This is a genomic window from Microbacterium sp. zg-Y818, from assembly GCF_030246905.1.
Lineage (GTDB): Bacteria > Actinomycetota > Actinomycetes > Actinomycetales > Microbacteriaceae > Microbacterium.
The window spans coordinates 2450152-2468404 of the sequence record NZ_CP126741.1 but is presented as its reverse complement, the minus strand read 5'-3'; the positions used below and the strand labels follow the sequence as shown (position 1 = coordinate 2468404).

Annotated in this window: 19 protein-coding genes; 6 read left to right on the top strand and 13 right to left on the bottom strand. The window is 70.9% G+C overall.

The features are described 5' to 3' along the window. Positions 1–80: 80 nt before the first annotated feature. Entirely contained in the window at positions 81–749 is a 669-nt protein-coding gene (locus QNO21_RS11615; protein ID WP_257518056.1) for a phosphatase PAP2 family protein, read from the top strand. 4 nt (positions 750–753) lie between these two features. Here the strand turns inward: QNO21_RS11615 and QNO21_RS11610 are convergent, their stop codons facing one another. Further along, a complete protein-coding gene (locus QNO21_RS11610; protein WP_257516144.1) occupies positions 754–2238 on the bottom strand; it encodes an MFS transporter in 1485 nt (494 codons plus the stop codon). A gap of 195 nt (positions 2239–2433) precedes the next feature. Here QNO21_RS11610 and QNO21_RS11605 point away from each other — a divergent pair, with 195 nt between their 5' ends. Next, complete coding sequence (locus QNO21_RS11605) at positions 2434–3984, top strand: SDR family oxidoreductase (protein WP_257518055.1); 1551 nt, start codon at positions 2434–2436, stop codon at positions 3982–3984. 54 nt (positions 3985–4038) lie between these two features. Here the strand turns inward: QNO21_RS11605 and QNO21_RS11600 are convergent, their stop codons facing one another. After that, entirely contained in the window at positions 4039–4314 is a 276-nt protein-coding gene (locus QNO21_RS11600) for a DUF6457 domain-containing protein (RefSeq protein WP_257516311.1), read from the bottom strand. Positions 4315–4422: 108 nt separating this feature from the next. On the opposite strand from QNO21_RS11600, the gene QNO21_RS11595 reads away from it, so the two are divergent. Together QNO21_RS11595 and QNO21_RS11590 are read left to right on the top strand one after the other, a co-directional pair. Continuing rightward, the gene (locus QNO21_RS11595) at positions 4423–5019 is read left to right on the top strand and encodes a GNAT family N-acetyltransferase (protein ID WP_257518054.1); all 597 of its coding nucleotides are present in this window, start codon (positions 4423–4425) and stop codon (positions 5017–5019) included. Between the two features lie 95 nt (positions 5020–5114). Beyond that, complete coding sequence (locus tag QNO21_RS11590; RefSeq protein ID WP_257518053.1) at positions 5115–5969, top strand: DUF4190 domain-containing protein; 855 nt, start codon at positions 5115–5117, stop codon at positions 5967–5969. A 6-nt stretch (positions 5970–5975) separates the two neighbouring features. Here the strand turns inward: QNO21_RS11590 and cydC are convergent, their stop codons facing one another. The 5 genes from cydC to QNO21_RS11565 form a co-directional block, all read right to left on the bottom strand. Beyond that, positions 5976–7664 carry a thiol reductant ABC exporter subunit CydC gene (gene cydC / locus QNO21_RS11585; RefSeq protein WP_257518052.1) on the bottom strand — a complete coding sequence of 563 codons (1689 nt, stop codon included), beginning with the start codon at positions 7662–7664 and terminating at the stop codon, positions 5976–5978. Then, the gene (cydD, locus tag QNO21_RS11580; protein ID WP_257518051.1) at positions 7661–9364 is read right to left on the bottom strand and encodes a thiol reductant ABC exporter subunit CydD; all 1704 of its coding nucleotides are present in this window, start codon (positions 9362–9364) and stop codon (positions 7661–7663) included. Before cydD ends, cydC begins: the two co-directional genes overlap by 4 nt. 105 nt (positions 9365–9469) lie before the next feature. Then, positions 9470–10501 carry a cytochrome d ubiquinol oxidase subunit II gene (cydB, locus tag QNO21_RS11575; RefSeq protein WP_257518050.1) on the bottom strand — a complete coding sequence of 344 codons (1032 nt, stop codon included), beginning with the start codon at positions 10499–10501 and terminating at the stop codon, positions 9470–9472. 9 nt (positions 10502–10510) lie between these two features. Then, complete coding sequence (locus QNO21_RS11570) at positions 10511–11938, bottom strand: cytochrome ubiquinol oxidase subunit I (RefSeq protein WP_257515785.1); 1428 nt, start codon at positions 11936–11938, stop codon at positions 10511–10513. Between the two features lie 234 nt (positions 11939–12172). Further along, a complete protein-coding gene (locus tag QNO21_RS11565; RefSeq protein WP_257515786.1) occupies positions 12173–12787 on the bottom strand; it encodes a helix-turn-helix transcriptional regulator in 615 nt (204 codons plus the stop codon). A gap of 133 nt (positions 12788–12920) precedes the next feature. On the opposite strand from QNO21_RS11565, the gene QNO21_RS11560 reads away from it, so the two are divergent. Beyond that, entirely contained in the window at positions 12921–13841 is a 921-nt protein-coding gene (locus QNO21_RS11560) for a diacylglycerol/lipid kinase family protein (protein ID WP_257515787.1), read from the top strand. A 15-nt stretch (positions 13842–13856) separates the two neighbouring features. Further along, complete coding sequence (locus QNO21_RS11555; protein ID WP_257515616.1) at positions 13857–14318, top strand: ASCH domain-containing protein; 462 nt, start codon at positions 13857–13859, stop codon at positions 14316–14318. A gap of 110 nt (positions 14319–14428) precedes the next feature. On the opposite strand, the gene QNO21_RS11550 is transcribed toward QNO21_RS11555, so the two are convergent. From QNO21_RS11550 to QNO21_RS11525, 6 genes are all read right to left on the bottom strand, one after another. Further along, a complete protein-coding gene (locus QNO21_RS11550) occupies positions 14429–14971 on the bottom strand; it encodes a GNAT family N-acetyltransferase (RefSeq protein WP_257518049.1) in 543 nt (180 codons plus the stop codon). Then, positions 14968–15795 (bottom strand): alpha/beta fold hydrolase, encoded by an 828-nt coding sequence (locus QNO21_RS11545; RefSeq protein ID WP_257515789.1) that lies wholly within the window; start codon positions 15793–15795, stop codon positions 14968–14970. Before QNO21_RS11545 ends, QNO21_RS11550 begins: the two co-directional genes overlap by 4 nt. 6 nt (positions 15796–15801) lie before the next feature. Further along, entirely contained in the window at positions 15802–16113 is a 312-nt protein-coding gene (locus tag QNO21_RS11540) for a hypothetical protein (RefSeq protein ID WP_257518048.1), read from the bottom strand. A 23-nt stretch (positions 16114–16136) separates the two neighbouring features. Next, positions 16137–17189 (bottom strand): LLM class flavin-dependent oxidoreductase, encoded by a 1053-nt coding sequence (locus QNO21_RS11535; protein WP_257518388.1) that lies wholly within the window; start codon positions 17187–17189, stop codon positions 16137–16139. Between the two features lie 157 nt (positions 17190–17346). Next, entirely contained in the window at positions 17347–17766 is a 420-nt protein-coding gene (locus QNO21_RS11530) for a DUF3054 domain-containing protein (protein ID WP_257518047.1), read from the bottom strand. Between the two features lie 27 nt (positions 17767–17793). Further along, on the bottom strand, positions 17794–18219 hold the full coding sequence (locus QNO21_RS11525; RefSeq protein WP_257518046.1) for an HNH endonuclease: 426 nt from the start codon (positions 18217–18219) through the stop codon (positions 17794–17796). Positions 18220–18253: the final 34 nt, after the last annotated feature.

Here is an 18253-nt window from a genome sequence, read left to right as displayed (position 1 = left end):
TGGCGGCGGCGCGATAGCCTTTGCGGCAAGTCGTCCGCAAGCCCCCTCCGCCGGGCTGCCTGACGTCGCACAATGAGGTGATGGAAGCCCTCAACCGTCCGATTGCGCGCCTGCTCGTGCCCGGGATCGTGCTCGTCGCCCTCGCCTGCGCGCTGGGCGCGTGGATCCTGCAGCGCGGGCCCGAGCCCTTCGTGCTCGACCACTGGTGGAACCAGGCCCTCGTGGGGTGGCAGGTCGAGGCGGTGGCGGTGTTCTCACTGGCCATGAACTGGCTCGGCGGGGGAGTGTTCGGCGTCTTCGTTGTGCCGATCGGGGGAGCGCTGGCGCTGCTGATCATGCGGCGGTACATGGGTGCTCTGTACTTCGTGGCGGCGTCGATCTTCAGCGCCGCGGCGGTGCAGGTGCTCAAGCACCTCTTCGGCCGGGCGCGCCCCGAGGAGATCCTGGTGATCAGCGACTACGGCTCGTTCCCTTCTGGGCACGCCGCCAACGCCGCGACCCTCGCGGTGGTGGCCGCCGTGCTCTTCCCGCGGTTGTCGGTCGTGATCGCAGGGGCGGTGTGGGTGATGCTGATGGCCTTCAGTCGCACGTACCTGCACGCGCACTGGCTGAGCGACACCGTGGGTGGGGCGATGATCGGCGCCGGGATGGCGCTGCTGATGGCATCCGCCTTCGCCGTGCCGCTGCGGGCCGAAGCGACCCGCCGATCCCGAATTCCGCTCCGCGTCGCACCCGTTGCTGCCGAGTGAGTACTCACTCGGCGGGGCGGTGGATGGGGAGCGGCATGGTCGAGGTGTCGATCAGCGGGTCCTCGTCCTGGCGCTCCACCACGGCCTCGGCTTCGGCGGGCGTCTCCACCGTGGGCACCGAGCCGAGCAGCGGCCGCTGCGCGGTCTCCTTCATCGCCAGCATGGCGACGCTGCCCAGCAGCGCGAAGAACATGATGTAGAACGCCGGCATGTACGTGTTGCCGGTGAGTTCGATGAGGCCCTGGCTGAACAGCGGGGTCGTGCCGCCGAAGAGCGACGATGCCACGTTGTACGCGATCGCCATGGCGCCGAAGCGCGATGCCGTGGGGAAGAGCGCCGGCAGCGTCGATGCCGCCACGGCGACGTAGAAGGCCACCGGCACCGCGACCATCGTCAGCGCCACGAAGACGGCCCACAGTTCGCCGATCTGCATGACGGCGAAGGCGGGAACCATGAGCACGAGGGTCGAGCCCGCCGCGATGAGGTACACCGGGCGCCGCCCGATGCGGTCGCTCAGCAGGCCGATGAGCGGCAGGCACGCCGACATGACGAGCAGCACCGGCACCGTCGCCACGGCGGCGGTGAGGTTGGAGACGCCGACCTCGTTCTCGAGGTAGGTGGGCATGTAACTGGTGAGCGCGTAGCCGGCCGTGTTGGTGGCGGCGGCGATGGCCACGCAGATGAGGACGGGGCGCCAGTGGTGGCGCAGGATGCCGACCACGCCGTGACGCGCCAGCGGGTCATCGGCGGCGACGGTCGACTCATGCTCAACCGTCGTCTCGTAGGCCGGGGTCTCGGGGATGCGCAGGCGGAACCAGATCGCCACCACGCCGAGCGGGATCGCCAGCAGGAAGGGGATGCGCCAGCCGAAGTCGACCATCGCCGTGGGTCCCCAGACGCTCTCGGTGATGAGGGTCGTGAGTGCCACCACCGAGGCTCCCGCAGCGAACCCGACGTACGACGCGACGTCGAGCCACGACGACCAGAACCCGCGACGGCGGTCGGGGGAGAACTCGGCGACGTACGTCGTCGCACCGGCATACTCGCCGCCGGTGGAGAAGCCCTGCGCCATCTTCAGCAGGTACAGCGGCACGATGGCCCACAGTCCGATCTGATCGGAAGTCGGCAGCACCCCGATGAGGGCGGTGGCGACCGCCATGAGCGCCATGGTGAAGAACAGCACCCGCTGGCGGCCGATTCGGTCACCCAGCGGACCCAGGACGAGACCGCCGATCGGGCGCACCAGGAACGACACCGCGAACCCGAAGAGGGTCACCAGCAGCCCCCAGGGCTCCGGCAGGTCTGCGGTGAACACCATGGCGAGGGTGACGGCGAGGTAGCCGTAGATGCCGAAGTCGAACCACTCCATGAAGTTGCCCACGGCGGTCCCGCCGATCGCGGTGCGTACCCGCTTCTTGTCGACGACGATCACGTCGTCCACTTCCAGCCTGGGGGTCTCGGCCTCGGTCGTCTCTGCCTGTCGGGTCATGGGTCCTCCGCGTTCTCTCGCGCCGCGCGGGCGCGACGGACGTGTCCGTTCGGTCCGTCCCGGGTACCTTACGAGGCTGGGCGGACGACCTGCAGGCAGTTGGCACCGGGCGCAGCGGTGCGCTATCGCGCGCGGGCAACGGCAGCCCACAGGGGGCGTGTGGCGCGCGGGGATGCCGCGACGTAACGTCGCGGCATGAGCGAACTCACTGCGGCCGACGCGGCCCTGCGCGCGGTGCCGCGCCCCGACGGCTCGGCTCCCCTGGCGCTGGTGCTCGGGGCCACCGGCTACATCGGCGGGCGCCTGGTGCCGCGCCTGCGCCAGGCCGGATACCGCGTGCGCGTGCTCGCCCGCGACGCCGGCCGGGTGGCGGCCTTCCCCTGGGGTGACTCCGTCGAGGTGGTCACCGGCTCCGCCGAGGACCCCGACGCGGTGCGCGAAGCCGTACGCGACGTCGACGTGCTGTACTACCTCGTCCATTCCATGGCCGCCGGTCCCGGCTTCGACCGCACGGACCTGCGCGCGGCCGAGACGGTCGCGGCGGCCGCCGCCGCGGCATCGGTGGGGCGCATCGTTTACCTGGGTGGCCTGCACCCCTCGGGCGGCGAGCTGTCACCCCACCTGCGCTCCCGCGTCGCGGTGGGTGATGTCTTCCTCTCCTCCGGCGTCCCCACCCTGGTGCTGCAGGCGGGCGTGGTCATCGGCTCGGGCTCGGCCTCGTTCGAGATGGTGCGCCACCTCACCGAGGTGCTGCCGTACATGCCGGCGCCGCGCTGGGTGCGCAACCGCATCCAGCCGATCGCCGTGCGCGACGTGCTGCACTACCTGCTCGGGGCGGCGCGGGTGGATGCCGACGTCAACAGGGCCGTCGACATCGGCGGTCCCGACGTGCTGCGGTACGGACAGATGATGAACGGGTACGCCGCCGAGGCGGGTCTGCCGCAGCGGGCGATCGCGTCACTGCCGGTGTTCACGCCGGGGCTCGCCTCGCACTGGGTCAACCTCGTCACGCCCATCCCGCGGGCCATCGCCCGGCCGCTGGTCGCGTCGCTGCAGAACGAGTGCGTCATGGACGACCACGCGGTCGACGACCTCATCCCGCCGCCCGAGGGAGGCCTCACCCCCTACCGTCGTGCCGTGCGCCTCGCACTCGGGCGGGTCGCGGCCGACGAGGTCGAGACCAGCTGGCAGGATTCCGAGGTGCTCGGCGCTCCCTCGGACCCGCTGCCGTCGGATCCCGACTGGGCCGGGCGCACCGCGTACACCGACGAGCGTTCCACCCTCACCTCGGCCGACCCGCAGCGGCTGTGGGGCGTGATCACCGGGATCGGCGGCGACAACGGCTGGTACTCGACGCCGCTGCTGTGGGCGGTGCGCGGGTGGATGGACAAGCTCGCCGGCGGTGTGGGCCTGGCCAGGGGGCGGCGCAGTCGTTCGCGGGTCGCGCCGGGCGACGTCATCGACTTCTGGCGGGTGGAGACGGTCGAGGAGGGCAGCATGCTGCGCCTTCGCGCCGAGATGAAGGTGCCGGGAAGGGCGTGGCTCGAGCTGCGGGCGACCGAGGCCGATGGCGGTTCGCGCTACGACCAGCGCGCAGTGTTCTTTCCGCGGGGGCTGGCGGGACGGCTGTACTGGCTCGCGGTGCTGCCCTTCCACGGCTTCGTCTTCCGGGGCATGGCCAACCGCATCACGGCCACTGCCGAGGCCGAGTCGGCGGGGCGGGGACAGGTTGCGGGCGCCCTCTGACGGCCTTGGCGCCCCGGGCGATCGCCTGGCGCCGGGGCCGGCGGACCCGCCCGGTCAGGACGCCGTGCGATGGGCGCACGCCTCGGCGAACGCCGTGATCGCCTCGACCGCCCCCCGCGTGTCCGCGGGTGTGCCGCCCGCCCGTCCGGCCACCAAGCCCGCCACGAAGGCGCTGAGCGGCGCGGCCTGAGCCGAGGCCGCGGCGGTCGTGTCGTCGGCGAGGTCGAGCAGCAGCGCGACGGGTATGTCGTCCGCGACGAGGTCGAAGCGCTCGCAGAGAGCTTTCGCCCACTCGTTCGCAGCGTCGGTCGGAAGGATGCGATCGCTCACGACGTGACCTCCTCGGCGGCTCGGCGGCGAGCCATGGGTGTGATCCTCGCACGCGTCGGCGCGCGTGTGGCGCCCATCGTCGAATCCATGCCGTGCCAGGATGATCCCGTGACCACGATCCGCCCCTACCGCCGCGGCGACGAGGCTGCGCTCGCCGAGATCTGCCTGCGCACGGCGGATGCCGGCGCGGATGCCACCGGCGTCTTCGCCGACGACGACCTCTGGGCCGAGGTGTTCGTGCTGCCGTACGTCGCGCGGCATCCGGAGTTCGCCTTCGTCGTCGAGACCGACGACGGACGCGTCGCCGGATACGCCGTCGCGACCCCTGACACGCGCCGGTTCGAGGACTGGTTCGCCACCGAGTGGTGGCCGCAGTTCGCCGAGCGGTGGCCGCGACCCCAGGCCGAGCTGACCCGGCAGGATGGCACGCTCCTCTACGCCTATGGCCGTCGGGCGGGGGCGGAGCCGTATGGCGACACCCACCCCGCCCACCTGCACATCGATCTGCACCCCGAGGTGCAGGGGCAGGGGTGGGGGCGCCGATTGATCGACACGGTCGTCGCGGCGCTGCAGGCCGAGGGAGTACGCGGGCTGCATCTGGTCGCCTCTGCCGACAACGCCGGGGCGCTGGCGTTCTACGACCGCCTCGGGTTCACCCGCATGCCGTCGCACGAGGGAGTGCAGGCGTTCAGCCGCGACCTCTGACGATCGAGGCGATGCCGGCGATGCCGGCGATGGGGAGAAGTCCCCATCGCGCCCCCCGGCTAGACGATGATGCACTGGATGCCAGGAGGAATGCGATGACCGCCGCCACTGTGCGCCCCACTGAAGAGTGGAACTCCGCGGATGCCTGGGCGGCACTGCACCACGCCGAGACCTCGCCTCACGACCTCGCGTCGATCGCGGGTGCCTTTCCGCACTATGCCGAGCAGATAGCCCGACATCCCCGGGCCTATCCGGCCCTCATCGAATGGGCCGGGGTCGTCGCCGTGGGGCGGCGCACGACGCCGGGCGGACGCGATTCGACCAGTGCCGCGACCACCGACGTTCTGGCGGCGGGACGCCGCGAGTCCGGCGCGCATCCGCTGGCCTTCTCGGGCGACGCCGACGCGTGGCGCGCGGCGGTGGCCGCGGGTGCCGCACTCACGCAGGGCGCAGAGCGGCCGGTGGGGGTGCGGGCCGATCGCGCCTCCGAACGCGTCCGGTGGACGCCCGGCGCCCCGGCCGAGTCCTTCGCGCCCGTCGCGGCCGTCGCCGACCCGGCCGCGTCGCCCTGGTGGGCCGACGTCACACCGCGGGCGGCGCCCGCGCTCCCCGCCTCCATCGCCCTTGTTTCCCCATCTGCGATGTCCTCATCGCACGATGAGCCCGCATCGGCGGCGGACGCCGCGGTGGGGCCCGCCACGGCATCCCCGGCCGTGGGCGGCGATCAGCCAACGGGCGCGGTCAACGGCAAGGCGCTGCTCGGGTTCGTGTTCGCCTTCGTGCTGGCGCCGCTGGGCATTGTGTTCGCCCACCTGGCGCTGCGAGAGATAGGCCGCACCGGCGAGGCCGGGCGTGGCTACGCGCGCGCGGGCCTCGCAATCGGGTACACGGTCGTCACGCTGATCGCGGTCGCCGCCGGCATCGCGCTGTCGGTCGTGCTGTCCGGCTGAGGCCCGTCACCACGCCCGGCCCGCGTCGAGCCGCACCGTGCGGTCGACGAGCCCTTCGGGCACCTCCACGTGCGAGATCAGCACCACGGCCTGGTCGGGAGAAACCGCCTGCAGCAGGTCGGTGAGAAGCGCGTCGGATGCCGCGGGGTCCACGCCCGCGGTGGGTTCGTCGAGCACGAGCACCGGGAAGCCGTGAAGCAGGGCGCGCGCCAGTGCGATGCGCTGTGCCTGGCCCCCGGAGACGAGCGCGCCGCGCTCGCCGACGCGGGCGTCGAGGCCGCCGCGCTCTGCCAACCACGGGCCGAGGCCCACGCGGGAGAGCACCGCGGTCAGCTCATCGTCGGTCGCGGTGTCGCGGGCGAAGAGCAGGTTCTGCCGGATGTCCTCGTCGAAGAGCATCGGCTGCTGCTCGCACAGGCCAACGGTCAGGCGCACGTCGTCCGGCGACAGATCGCGCACCGAGCGGCCCCCGATGTCGTAGGTGCCGGTGCAATCGAGGAAGCGCACGAGCACGTGGGCAAGGGTCGTCTTGCCGGCGCCGCTGGATCCGACGACCAGGACGCGCTCGCCGGGGCGCACGTCGAGGTCGACGCCGCTGAGGGACGGCGTCGCCGCGTCCGGCCACGTGGCCGAGACGTCGCGCAGCCGCAGCCCCTCGCCGAGGGCGGGCGCCTCGCCGGTCGCGGGCGGCGCATCGCGGACGAGTCCGGCGGGAATGTCGGCGGGCACGGATTCGGCGATGCGCTCCGCCGAGGCGTGTACCTGCCGCCAGGCAGCCGCGGCCAGCGGCACGGCGCCGAACACCTCGAACACGGCCATCGGCACGAGCACTGCCACCGCCAGCGCGGGGCCGCCGAGGGTGGCGGCATCCGGAGCCGTCACGGCGACCGCCAGGAGCGACGCCGCCCCCGCGAGCAGCGAGACGATGGCGGTCGTCGCCGCCTGGGCGCCGGCGCGGCGGACCACCGCGCGGCGGACGGCCGCGTCGGCCTCGGCGATGCGGGCGCGGCTCTCGGCCTCGGCGCCGTAGGCCAGCAGCACGTCGAGGCTTCCCAGGTGGTCGGTCACGGCGTCGGCCAGCCGGGCGCGCAGCGGGGCGATGGCGCGTTCGGCGCGCCCGCCCGCGGCCCATCCCCAGAGCGTCGCGACCAGTGCGGCCACGATGAGGCAGGCCAGCAGGGTGAGGGCGGCGGGCCAGGACACGAATGCCACGAAGACGACGGCCGAGAGGGCCACGACAGCCGAGGCGACGAGTGGCTCCACCACGCGCAGCGGCAGGTTCTGCAACTCGTCGACGTCGTCGACGAGCGCTCCCAGCACCGAGCCGCGCCGCGTGCGGGTGAGCCCATCGGGGGCGAGGGGGATGAGGCGACGCACCAGCGCGGTGCGGGTGGTGGCGAGCTGGCGCAGCGCCGCGTCGTGCGAAGTGAGCCGTTCCAGATAGCGGAAGGCCGCGCGCGAGAGCGCGAAGGCGCGCACCCCCACGACAGCGGCGGTGAGGTACATCACTGCGGGCTGCTCGCTGGCGCGGACGATGAGCCAGGCGCTGACGGCGAGGAGGGCCACCGCCGACGCCTCGGTGGCGAATCCCGATGCGGCCGCGCGCCAGAAGCGGCGGGCGGGCGGCATCGCGCCACGCAGCACGTCTGCGGCGGTCGCCCGAGGGGCGGCGGTCGTGTTCGTCGTCGTGGTCATGCCGGCACCTCCGCCGTCTGCAGGCGCACGACGCGGTCGGCGTAGGCCCGGGCGGTGGTGCGGTGCGAGATGAGCAGCACGGTGGCCCCGGCATCGGCGAGCCCCCGCAGGTTCTGCCACAGCACATCCTCGGTCTGCGCGTCGAGGGCCGCGCTCGGCTCGTCGAGGGCGAGCACGGATGCCGCGCCGGCGAGGTACCGGTGAATCGCGCGCGCCACGGCGACCCGCTGCGCCTGCCCACCCGACAGTCCCGCTCCCTGCACGCCGAGCTCCCGCGCCGGATCGATGTCGACGGCGCCGGCCAGCGTGAGTGCCCGCGCCACCGTCGCGGGGTCGGGGGAGGGGGCGCCCAGTGCGACGTTGTCGGCGACCGTCCCCGAGATGAGGCCGGGGTGCTGGCCAGCCCACGCCATCCAGCGGTCAGGGCGCAGGCGGGTGAGGGCGACACCGCCGAGCGTCGCCTCGCCGTCGAATTCGGCCGCGCCGCGGAGCGCCGCGAAGACGCTGGATTTTCCGGCGCCGCTCGGTCCTTCCAGCAGCACGAGCTCGCCGGCATCCGCCCGCAGATCCACGGGTGCAAGCGAGCGGTCGCCGTACCGCACGCGCAGGTCGCGCAGCACGAGTGGACCGGATGCCGCACCGCCGGCCTCTGCAGCGGGTTCGGCTCCCGTCGGGCCCGCTGCGCCCGGCCGGTCAGCGCGGCGGGCGGCAGCCTCATCGAGCACCGCGAAGACGTCGTCGGTGGCGGAAACACCCTCGGCGGCGGCGTGGAACTGCACGCCCACCTGGCGCAGCGGCAGGTATGCCTCCGGCGCGAGCAGCAGCACGAAGAGGCCCACGAGCAGCGCCAGTTCGCCCTCGAGCAGGCGGAACCCGATCGACACCGCGATGATCGCCACCGACAGGCTGGCCAGCAGCTCCAGGGCGAACCCGGAGAGGAACGACACGCGAAGCACCCGCATGGTCTGGTCGCGGTAGCGCTCGGTGATGCGCTGGATCGACGCCACGGCGCGGTGCTGCCGGCCGAACACGGTGAGCGTCGACAGTCCCCGCACTGTGTCGGCGAAGCGGGCGGCCAGCTGCCGCAGGGTCTGCCACTGCTTGTCCTGCACCGCGCGGGTGGCCAGGCCGATGAGGATCATGAAGAAGGGGATGAGCGGAATGGTCAGCACCACCGTGAGGCCGGAGATCCAGTCCATCCACCACATCACGGCGATGATGAGCGGCGTCGCGATGGCCGTCTGCGCCAGCTGCGGAAGGTAGCGGGCGAAGTAGGCGTCGAGGGCGTCGAGGCCGCGCCCGGCGGTCAGGGCGAGGTGCGCCGAGTTGTGGCGGGCGAGCCAGCCGGGGCCGAGTTCGCCGACCGCCTCGACGAGGTTCGCGCGCAGCTGCGCCTGCACGCGCGCCGAGGCGCGGGCGGCGACCGTCTCACGCACCCACAGCAGCGCGGCGCGCAGGACGATGACCCCCGCGAGCGAGGTGAGGATGCCGGAGAGCTCGCCCCATGGCATCCCCTCGATCGCCCCGACGATCGCGCAGGTGAGCAGCCACGCGAAGGCGACGATGACGAGGGTCTGCGCGAGTCCGATCGCCGCGATCGCCGCGAAGAACGATCGCGACGCGCGCGTGTACTTCAGCAGCCGGGGGTCGAGGGGGCGGCCGCCGACGCGCGGTGGTGCGTCCGCGTCCTGCGAAGCCATGTATCGATCCTCCCACGCATGCCGCGCTCGGGCGGCGTGCCGATGACAACGGTCCGCCCCGGTCCGGCGCGCGAATCGCGCGGCGTGGGACCGGGGCGGCCGGGTTCAGTGGACTGCTGTGGCAGCCTTCTCGATCTCGGAGCGGGTGATCCGCTTGCGGAACACCCAGTAGGTCCACCCCTGGTACAGCAGCACCAGCGGCAGGAAGATGACCGCGGCCCACGTCATGATCGTGAGCGTGTAGTCCGTGCTCGAAGCGTTCTCGATCGTCAGGTTGAACGCCGGGTCGATCGTCGACGGCATGACGTTGGGGAAGAGCGCGAGCCACAGCGTCAGCACGGCGAACATCACGGTGCCGGCGCCGAAGCCGAATGCCCAGCCCTCGCTGTTGCGTCGGTTCGCGGCGATCGAGCCGATCAGCAGCAGCGCCGCGATGACGGCACAGGCGAGCGAGAGCATCAGCAGCGGAGCGTCGTTCGCCACGGCCTGCATGATGGTCCACACCAGGAACACCGCGGCAACGACGACCGTGACGATGCCGGACTTGGCCGCGAGGGCGCGGGCGTCGCTGCGCACCTTGCCGTCGGTCTTCAGTGCGACGAAGTACAGGCCGTGGGTGAAGAACAGCAGCAGCGTGGTGAGTCCGCCGAGCAGGCCGTACGGGTTCAGAAGCGTCAGGAGCGAGCCGACGAACTCGTGGTCTGCGTCCAGCGGCACGCCCTGCACGATGTTGGCCACCGCGACACCCCAGAGGAACGCCGGCACGGCCGAGCCGATGACGATCATGCGGTCGAAGTTGCGGCGCCAGCGCACGCTGTCGCGCTGGTGACGGTACTCGAACGACACGCCACGGGCGATGAGGGCGAGCAGGATCAGCAGCAGCGCCAGATAGAAGCCGCTGAACAGAGTGGCGTACCACTCCGGGAAAGCGGCGAACAGGCAGGCGCCGGCCACGATGACCCAGGTCTCGTTGAGGTCCCAGACCGGCCCGATGGTGTTGATGACCTGGCGGCGCGAGACGTCGTCCTTTCCGAGGAAGGGGAGGGACATGCCCACGCCGAAGTCGAAGCCGTCGAGCACGAAGTAGCCGACGAACAGCACTCCGACGATGAAGAACCAGATGTACGCGAGATCCATGACGTGCTCCTAGTAGACCGTCGTCGGGGTGTCTTCGAGGGAGGTGGGCCCGGCGTCCTCGGCATCGGGGTCCGGAAGCGGATCCGGGCCCTTCTGTGCTGCCTTGAGGATCAGCCCGAACTCCACCACCGCCAGCGCGGCGTAGATCAGGGTGAACGCGACGAGCGAGATCAGCACCGTCCAGCCGGGGACGTTCGGCGATACGCCGTCCTCGGTGAGCATGAGACTGAAGACGATCCAGGGCTGGCGCCCCATCTCGGTGAACACCCAGCCGACGAGGCTGCCCAGCAGCGGCAGCGGGGCCGACCAGATCGCGACCTTCCACATCCAGCTCTTGACGGGGCGCGTGGCCTTCTTGCGGGTGACCCAGAGACCCGCGACCGAGATCAGAGTGGCGACGCCGCCCAGGGCGATCATCCAGCGGAAGGACCAGTAGGTGACCCAGACGATGGGCATGTAGTCGATGCCGGCGCCGAACTGCTCGGTGTACAGCGCCTGCAGGTCGTTGAGGCCCTCGACGCAGCCGTCGAACGAGTGCGTGGACAGCAGGGACAGCAAGTACGGGATGCGCAGCGACCAGATCTCCTCCGAGCCGTCCGGTGTGCCGATGGAGAACAGCGAGAACGAGGCGTCCGCCCCGCATGCCGTATTCCAGATGGCTTCGGCGGCGGCCATCTTCATCGGCTGCGTTGCCACCATCACCAGGCTCAGCTGGTCGCCCGAGATGGCGACACCGGCGAACGAGACGATCATGAACCACATGCCGAACCGCAGCGAGCGGCGCATCGTCTCGATGTGCTGCGCGCGGGACAGGTGCCAGGCGCTTACGGCGATGACGACCGCGGCGGCGAACATCCACGCCGAGAAGATGGTGTGCGGGAAGGCGGCGAGCACGACGGGGTTGGTCAGCACCGCGCCGATGTCGACCAGCTCGGCCCGGCCGCCGTCGGCGGCCATCTCGTAGCCGACCGGGTTCTGCATGAACGCGTTGGCGGCCAGGATGAAGTACCCCGACAGGGTGGAGCCGAAGACGACCGCCCAGATCGATGCCAAGTGCAGCCCCTTGGGCAGCTTGTTCCACCCGAAGATCCACACGCCGATGAAGGTTGCCTCGAAGAAGAAGGCCATGAGGCCCTCGAAGGCGAGCGGGGCGCCGAAGACGTCGCCGACGAAACGCGAGTAGGCCGACCAGTTCATGCCGAACTGGAACTCCTGCACGATGCCGGTGACGACGCCCATGGCGAAGTTGATCAGGAAGATCTTGCCGAACAGTCGCGTCAGGTGCAGCCACGCCACGTTCGCGGTGCGGTGCCAGACGGTCTGGAAGATCGCCACGACCAGAACCAGGCCCAGGGTGAGTGGGACGAAGAGGTAGTGGTAGAGCGTCGTGAGTCCGAACTGCCAGCGGGCAAGCAGCAGCGGGTCGAGCAGATCCATCGGGATCCTTCCTCAGAAGGGGGTTTTCTTATCGCTGAAGGTAGTGAGCCGATGCTCACCTTTCCCGGCATGGAGCCGTGAATAAGCCCCTGCTGTGGTCAGACCACGCAGGCCTGGTATGAGAATACCTCAGGTTCGGCAAAAAAACCGGCGCCTCGGCAGGTTCTCAGTCGGAATCTGGGCGCGCGAAACCGCCTCGCCTGGGCGCGAGATGAGGGTGGCGTGGGTCGGGGCTCAGCCCCGGGCGGAAAGCTGCACGATGCACTCGCGCGGATCGCACGACGAGCGCATGCCGTCGACCGTGAGCGGGCCGCCGGCCTGGGCGATCACGCCCTGCATGAGCCCCAGGTGCACGGAGCACAGCACCTGACGGTGTCCGGCCTGAACCTCCGCGTGTGCGCACGGGCTGAGGTCGATGGTCAGCTCAGACTCGTCGACGATGGGGTCGAAGCCGGCGTCGACGAGGTTCTCCACCAGGGCGTCGACCTGGTGCAGCGCCTCCGTGGTCAGCTCCGGCGGCAGTTCGCTGGGGAGCACCCGGCGCATGAGGTCGCCGCGCTGTGCGGCTTCGCGCACCTTGCGCTGCTGCACCGGGCTGAAGGACTGGCCGCCGTCTGCCGCGCTGTAGAGCACCCGTGGCCGCCCACGGGTGGTGCGGTGCTCGATCTCGGAAACGATGTACCCGTCGTCGATGAGTCGCTGTAGGTGCTCGCGCACCGTGTTGGCGTGCAGTTTGGTCGCCTCCACCAGCTCCGCGACGGTGCGCTGGGGCCGCTCCTGGATGAGGTGGAGGATCTCCACGCGGGAGTAGCTGGAGATGGCGCTGTAGCCGGCGGGGCGTGTGGTCACACCACCATTATTCACGGTGGCCAGACCACAGCGCCACCCGACCTTTTGCCGGGGGTGCGGCAGGCCCGTCGCCGTGTGTCAAGCCCCCCGCGCCGTGCTGGCGGCTGCACCCGCTGTCAGCCAGAGTGGGGGGATGATCGGCATCGTCTTCAATCCCACCCGTGTGGAGCGTTCCGCTCTCGAGCGTGCACTCGCCACACGTGAGCAGCCCGTCGAGGTGCAGTGGTACGAGACGACGGTCGAGGATGCCGGTGAGGGCGTGACACGGCAGGCGCTGTCCGACGGCTGCGAGTCGGTCGTCGCCGTCGGCGGCGACGGCACGCTGCGCGATGTGGCTGCGGCGCTGGCGGGGACCGACGTGCCGCTGGGCATCGTGCCGCAGGGCACCGGCAACCTGCTCGCGCGCAATCTCGGCATCACGCTCGGCGACATTCGCCGCGCGCTCGCTCGCGCGATCGACGGCGACGACTCGCCGCTGGACATCGGTCGGATCAACCTGCACGACCGGGGCGAGGAGTTCATCTTCCTCGTGATGGCCGGCTTCGGCATCGATGCGCAGATGCTCGCCGAGACCGATGAAGAGGCGAAGGAGAAGGCCGGCTGGCTGGCCTACGTCGGAGCGCTGGGTCGGGCGATGGCGGCCACCGACGTCGTCGAGACGACCGTGGTGTTCGACGCCGACCCGCCGGCGACCGAGCCGGCGCACACCATCCTCATCGGCAACTGCGGCACCGTGCAGGGCGGTCTGCGCATCCTGCCCGATGCCGAGCCCGATGACGGGCTGCTCGACGTGGTGCTCGTCGGTGGCGAAGGCCCCGAGGGCCTGCAGTGGCTGGACGCGCTGAAATCCGTGGTCTGGGACAACGGCATCCGTCGCGCCGTCACCCGCGACGACAGCGCGGTCGACACCGCCACCACGCGTCACCGTCAGGCCGTCTCGGTGCGGGTCACGCTGCCACGCCCGCTGCCGTTCGAGATCGATGGTGAAGAGGTCGGCGAGACCACGGACATCCTCGCCACCATCCAGCCCGGCGCGCTGATCGTGCGCCGCTGATCCAGAATTGAGGGCATGACCGAACCTCTTTCCGTCGCCGACTTCTGGAGCCTCCGCCGCGCCGAGATGCCGCATCTTCCCGATGAACCCGCCGAGGCGTGGGCATTCGGGGCGACCCCGGAGCACGCCGACGGGCTGCTGGCCCTCGTGCTCGCCGGGGTGAAGACGGGTACTGCATCGTCGCTCTGGGATTACGAGGCGACGGGCGACCGGATGCCGCAGGTCGGAGACCTCAGCGTCATCCTCGACGGTGCCGGAGCGCCGCGCGCAGTCATCGAGACCACCGACCTGCGGGTCGTCCCCTTCGACGAGGTGGATGCCGAGCACGCGCACGCCGAGGGCGAGGGCGACCGCACGCTGGCCGACTGGCGCGCGGTGCACGAGCGGTTCTGGCGCGAGCACTCCGAGAACCCACGCGGGTACGAGCCGGACATGCCGGTGTTGTGCGAGCGGTTCCGGCTCGTGTATCCGCGGTGATCCGCGGCCGCGCCGTCGGAATTCCCGCTCTCGGCGCGAATCCGGCCCGCTGAGACGCGGTCGTCGACGCTCAGCAGGAATTCCGACGGCTCGCGTCGTTTTCCCGCGGGCTAGCCCTGCGCGTCCCAGACCACCGGCGTGGTGGTGCCGGTCTCCCAGTCGCGGCGCAGCACGCTGTAGGCCACCGAGGCCAGGGGGGAGCCATCGCGAACCGGCCAGGCCTCGCGGTAGTAGGCCTCCTGCACCCAGCCGCAGCGGCGGAACGTGCGGCGCATCGCTGCGTTGTCCTCGCGGGTCTGTCCCTCGAAGCGGGTCACCTCCGGCATGGTGGTGAAGACGCGCTCGGTCGCCGCCTGCAGGATCGGCGCGGCCAGTCCCCGCCCCCGCCACGCGGCGTCGAGGCGCAGGTCGAACAGCGGGGCGTCCTCGCTGAGGTCCTCGAAGCGGAAGAATCCGACGCGGTCGTGTTCGGCATGATCGATCCAGAAGGAGTCGTTGTCCTCGTCGCGGAACCGGCCGTCGTCGACCCACGACTCGACGTCTGCGCGGGTGGGCTGCGCCGCCACGTGGTGCGGGAAGCGGTTGCCCGTGAGGAAGGCGACGAGCGCCTCCCGCTCGGCTGCGGGGTCGATGCGGGTGAAGGTGATGCTCACCGAGCCAGCGTAGTTTCTCCCGATCCGTGCTCGAGGAGGAAGGCCCGCAGGACCTCGATCCAGCTGTCGAATGCATCCAGGTGTGCGTCATGGGTCGCGCCCGGGATGTCGGCGCGCATCGTGTGAGGGCGACGCGCGATCAATTCCGCCTTCTGTTCCGCGCTGAACAGGCCGTTCTCCGCGAAGACCGCGAGCGTCGGAACGGTCAGCTCTTGCCACTCCGTCCAGCGCGGCTTGTGGACCGCCGCTATGGTGCGCTCCATCACGTCCGCATCGAAGCGCCGTCGCAAGCCATCCGGTGTCGGCTCAAGATCGGCGATCCACGCTTGGGCCAAGGCGGATTCGCCGAGGAACGCACGAGCGTCGTCGGCGCTGGCGAAGACTGCGGGCCACGATCCGAAGAACGCGCGGAGGTGCGCCGCCTCATCAGGCTCGTCCGTGCCGAAGGCATGCCCCTCCAGCATGACGAGCCGCTCTACGAGATCCGGCCTGGCCGCGGCCGTGAGGAAGGCGGTGTGCGCGCCCATCGACTGACCAACCAGCGTCGCGGGTCGACCGGGAGACAACTGCGTGATGACTTCCACGATGTCGTCGACGAAGGCCTGGCGAGAGAGGTCCTCCGGTCTTCTGGAGCTCTGTCCGTGCCCTCGCTGATCGACGAGGACGACGCGGAATGCATCGGTCAATGCGTCGGCCGTAGCCAGCAGTTCGCGCGCGCTTCCCGCCAATCCATGGAGAAGCACGAGCAGCGCGCCGTCTCCACCACGATCCACGACGGATATCTGCACACTGCCGCGGTCGATCAGCACTCGGTTCTCGCTCATGCCGTCCTAGGGGTACGAGAGGTATCCGGTTGCAGGGTCGATTCCCGCGAGGAAGTCGCGAATGTCCGCAACCTGCTGTTCCCGACTGATCTGTCCGGAGATGCCGACCGTGCTGAACCCGTAGCCATCGTTGGGGCCAGAGATCCAGTCGTAGTGAATCGAATCCAAGTGAGTCGAACCGCCATCGCGCCTGCGCGCGGCGAACGTCTCACCGTCGACGGTGACGTTCCCGAGGTCGGTATAGCTGTGCGTGTCCGGGAGAGCGGACGTCGGGACGTACACCCAGCTCTCGTCGGTGGGCTCGGGGTCGCTCGGCATGCGTTCGACCCTATCGAGGGGCGTCAGAGCGCGTGCGCGTCGACTCGATCTTCCGTGCTCGGCTTCCATCCCAGCGCCGGTGCGACATGCTTCGCGAACGACTCGATGATGCGCAGGTTGAACGCAACACCCAGCTGGCTCGGAATCGTGAGCATGAGGGTGTCGGCACTGGCGATCGCGGCATCCTGCTTCAGCTGCTCGACGAGCGCATCGGGGGATGCCGCGTAGGTCTTGCCGAACGTCGAGCGGATGCCGTCGATGTACCCGACGCCCTCGCCCTCGGACGCATGGCCGAAGTACAGCTCGTCCTCGGCCGTGGTGATCGGGAAGATCGACCGGCTCACCGACACCCGCGGCTCGCGGGGGTGACCGGCCTCGCGCCACGCGGCGCGGAAGGCGTCGATCTGCTGCGCCTGCAGCACGTCGAAGGGCACGCCCCGGTCCTCGGTGAGGAGGGTCGAGGACATGAGGTTCACCCCCATCGTTCCCGCCCAGGCGGCGCTGTCGCGGTTTCCGGCGCCCCACCAGACGCGGGAGCGCAGGCCGGGGGAGTACGGCTCCACCCTCTGCATGCCGGTGTCCCCGCCGAACGGGCTCTGCGGGTCGCGCTCGGCCAGTCCCTCGCCGTCGATGGCCCGCAGGAACAGGTCGAAGTGGCTGCGGGCGATGTCGGCACCGCGCGGGTCTGTGGAACCGGTGTAGCCGAATGCCTCGTAGCCGCGCACGACGGTCTCGGGTGAGCCGCGGCTGACGCCGAGGGCGAGCCGGCCGTCGCTGATCAGGTCGACCGCGGCGGCCTCTTCGGCGAGGTGCAGCGGGTTCTCGTACCGCATGTCGATGACGCCGGTGCCGACCTCGATGTTCTTGGTCGTCGCGGCGATCGCCGAGAGCAGTGGCATGGGCGAGGCCTGCTGGCGCGCGAAGTGGTGGACGCGGAAGTACGTGCCATTTACCCCGAGGTCGTCCATGCCCTGCGCGAGGTCGATGGCCTGGCGCATCGAGTCGCCGGCGGTCAGCTCCCGCCCTCCGCCGAGGGGTCCATAGTGGCCGAACGAGAGCGTTCCGAAGCGTTGCATATCGAGTGCAACCGATGCCACGCGGCATCCATTCCGGTCCCGCCCGGTCGTCGCGAACGGTCGTTCAAGCGCCTGGGAACGGGCCCCTCGCGTCCACCGAAGCGTGGGGGCCGGGGAGCGTGGGGGCGCGGCGGCGGCGGGCGTACCGGTTGGGTCGTCAGGAACGTCCCGCGTGGGGCGCGGAAGGGGCCCGGTGGGACGACCGACCGTCCTGGGCGCGCCGCCGCGCCTGCATGAGGGTCGCGACCACGCGCCAGCCCACGAGGAGCAGCAGCAGCGTGAGCGTCGCCACGATGATGAAGGGGAGCGCCGTGCCCTGGCCGGTCACGGCGCGCAGCACCATGCCACCGGCGACCGTGACCGCCCAGACGCCGAGGCCGGTGCGCACCGGCGCGGCCGGTCGGCGCCAGGCGAGCGTCACCACCCAGCCGACCACGAGCGCGGCCAGGAACGGCCACGCGGTGGTCACCAGCCCGAGTCCGAAGGGCGCGGAGTCGTGGCTCGCCCGGCCTATGGCGGCGAAGAGCGCGACGAGCACGATGTCGAGGGCGAAGGCGGTGACGGCGGAGCGGGTCATGCCTCCATTGTCCCTGCCCGGGGTTGCTCACCTGTCGCGGATAGCGCCTTCCACAGGCGGGAAATCGTCATCCGCGACGGGTGAGGCGGTGGGCGGGGGAGCGGACGCGGTCTCGGCGGCGAGGGCCAGCACGATCTGGCGCCACCGCAGCAGGAAAGCCGGCTCGTCCAGGCGCCGGCGCCGCATCCAGGTGGTGACCTCCTCGTTGCACTTGCTGGCGTTGCACGACCGGCACGCGGGCACGACGTTGTCCAGGGTGTAGCGGCCGCCCCGGGAGATCGGCAGCACGCAGTCCCGCTGCAGCGCCGCCCCATCGGCCCCGCAGTACGCGCACGCCGCCCACGCGTCGAGGATGGCGAACCACTCGAGTTCGGTCAGGTCACTGCCCGACGCCGCGACGCGCTTCACGCGGCGGCGCTGCGCCCGCGCGCGGCGGGTCTGCGGTGCGGGCATGGCGACCAGGGTATCGGCGCGGCGATGAGGGATG